We start from the raw sequence: 2,506 nt of genomic DNA, 5'->3' as shown, positions 1-2,506 counted from the left end.
TGAGAACGGCGGTGCAAAATTAGACCACGGTAGCGGCGGCGAAGTGCTGCTGCGGGCGGCGTAAAAGTCGTCCACTTTTTCCCTTTTCGCGATGCTGGCGAGGAGGGATGAGGGATTTACACCGTGGAACTTTACCTGAAGGTTCGTCTTGCCTGCGCGGGCGGCATGAGCGCCCGGGCGGCAGCGAAGCATTTCAACATATCGCGCGACACGGTCCGCAAGATGCTGTCGTATTCCGAGCCGCCCGGTTACCGTCGCAGCGCCCCGGTGCGGCGACCGAAGCTGGAAGCGTTCATACCGATCATCGACGGCTGGCTGGATGGGGACCGGTCGGTCCCGCGCAAGCAGCGCCATACGGCGAAGCGTGTGTTCGATCGCCTTCGCGAAGAGCATGGCTTCACCGGAGGCTACACGATCATCAAGGATTACATCCGGGATCGGGATCAGCGCAGCCGGGAGATGTTCGTGCCGCTGGCACACGCACCCGGCCATGGGCAGGCAGATTTTGGAGAAGCTCTGGTCGAGATCGGCGGGGTGGAGCAGAAGGCGCACTTCTTCGTGCTCGATCTGCCGCACAGCGACGCCTGCTACGTACGCGCCTATCCGGCTGCCGTTGCCGAGGCCTGGATGGACGGCCATGTCCACGCCTTTGCGTTCTTCGGCGCGGTGCCGCTGTCGATCGTCTACGACAACGACCGCTGCCTGGTCTCGAAGATCCTGCCTGACGGGACGCGGCTGCGCGCGAGGCTGTTCAGCGCCTTCCTGTCGCACTACCTGATCCGTGATCGTTACGGCCGCCCCGGCAAGGGTAACGATAAGGGCGGCGTTGAAGGCCTTGTCGGCTATTGCCGGCGCAACTTCATGGTGCCGATCCCCCGGTTCCCGACATGGGAGGCGTTCAACCTGTGGCTCGAGGAGCAATGCCGCAAACGGCAGAACGACCGGCTGCGGGGCGAGAGTGAGACGATTGGCGAGAGGCTGCGGCGCGATCTGGCGGCGATGCAGGAACTGCCGGCTTCCCCCTTCGAGGCCTGTGACCAGACCAGCGGCCAGGTCTCATCGCAGGCGCTGGTGCGTTACCGGACCAACGATTACTCGGTGCCGGTGCGCTTCGGCCACCAGGAGGTGTGGATCAGGGGCTATGTCGACGAGGTGGTGATCGGTTGCCGGGGCGAGATCATTGCCCGCCATGTGCGCAGCTACGAGCGCGAGGATGTGATCTTCGATCCGATCCATTACCTTCCCCTGATCGAACAGAAGATCAATGCCCTCGATCAGGCCGCACCATTGCAGGGCTGGGACCTGCCCGAGGTATTTACAACGCTGCGCCGGCTGATGGAGACGCGCATGGGCAAGCATGGCCGGCGCGAATATGTGCAGGTACTGCGCCTGCTGGAGAGCTTCGCTCTGGCCGATCTGCATGGCGCGGTGAAGCAGGCCCTTGATATGGGCGCGATCGGCTTCGATGCGGTGAAGCATCTCCTGTTATGCCGGGTGGAGCGCCGCCCGCCCCGACTGGACATGGCGATCTATCCCTACCTGCCCAGGGCCAGAGTGGAGACAACATCGGCGCGCTCGTACATGCGGCTGTTGACCGGCGGAGCAGCGGCATGAGCAGCCAAGCTCCCGAACTGCTGCTCGCCAGCCACCTCAAGACGCTCAAGCTGCCAACCTTCCTGCGCGAGCATGACAAGCTGGCCCGGCAATGCGCAGCAGAGGGCGTAGATCATGTCCGCTACCTTGCTCGGCTTGTCGAACTGGAACTGATCGACCGGGAACGCCGGATGGTCGAGCGCCGGATCAAGGCCGCGCGGTTCCCGGCCGCCAAGAGCCTCGACAGCTTCGACTTTGCCGCCATTCCGAAGCTCAACAAGATGCAGGTGCTCGAACTGGCGCGTTGTGACTGGATTACCCGTCGCGAGAACGTCATCGCCCTTGGCCCGTCGGGGACCGGCAAGACCCATGTCGCGATCGGTCTTGGCCTGGCGGCCTGCCAGAAGGGCCTGACGGTCGGGTTCATCACTGCTTCCGCGCTGGTCAGCGAGATGATGGAGGCACGCGACGAACGCCGCCTACTGCGCTTACACAAGCAGATGACCGGCTATAAGCTTCTCATCATCGATGAGCTGGGGTTCGTGCCCCTCTCCAAAACCGGCGCGGAACTGCTGTTCGAGCTGATCTCACAGCGCTACGAACGCGGCTCGACGCTGATCACCAGCAACCTGCCGTTCGACGAATGGACCGAGACGTTCGGTTCCGAGCGCCTGACAGGCGCGCTCCTCGACCGGCTCACCCACCACGTCAGCATCCTCGAGATGAACGGCGAGAGCTATCGCCTGGCCCAGAGCCAGGCACGCAAAGCACGTCCCAACCCCTGACAGAAACGGCAATCCGGGTGTTGGCGACCCCCGCTCGGGCTACGCCCTCCCGGCGCTCGCCAACACCCGGATCAAGTGGCCTGGTTTTGCTCCGCCCAATGGACGACTTTTACGCCGCCGTTGACACC

Annotated in this window: 2 protein-coding genes; both read left to right on the top strand. The window is 63.6% G+C overall.

Annotated elements, in window-relative coordinates; genetic code table 11:
• Positions 1-123: 123 nt before the first annotated feature.
• A complete protein-coding gene (istA, locus tag OKA11_RS24165; RefSeq protein ID WP_081261070.1) occupies positions 124-1,614 on the top strand; it encodes an IS21 family transposase in 1,491 nt (496 codons plus the stop codon).
• Positions 1,611-2,378, top strand: coding sequence for an IS21-like element helper ATPase IstB (gene istB / locus OKA11_RS24160; protein ID WP_048578302.1), 768 nt, complete (start codon positions 1,611-1,613; stop codon positions 2,376-2,378). The genes istA and istB overlap by 4 nt, the downstream gene beginning before the upstream one ends.
• Positions 2,379-2,506: the final 128 nt, after the last annotated feature.

Source organism: Novosphingobium clariflavum (genome assembly GCF_026420865.1).
GTDB classification, from domain to species: domain Bacteria; phylum Pseudomonadota; class Alphaproteobacteria; order Sphingomonadales; family Sphingomonadaceae; genus Novosphingobium; species Novosphingobium clariflavum.
Note: the sequence above shows the minus strand (reverse complement) of the source record. Positions and strands in the feature narration are given on the sequence as shown.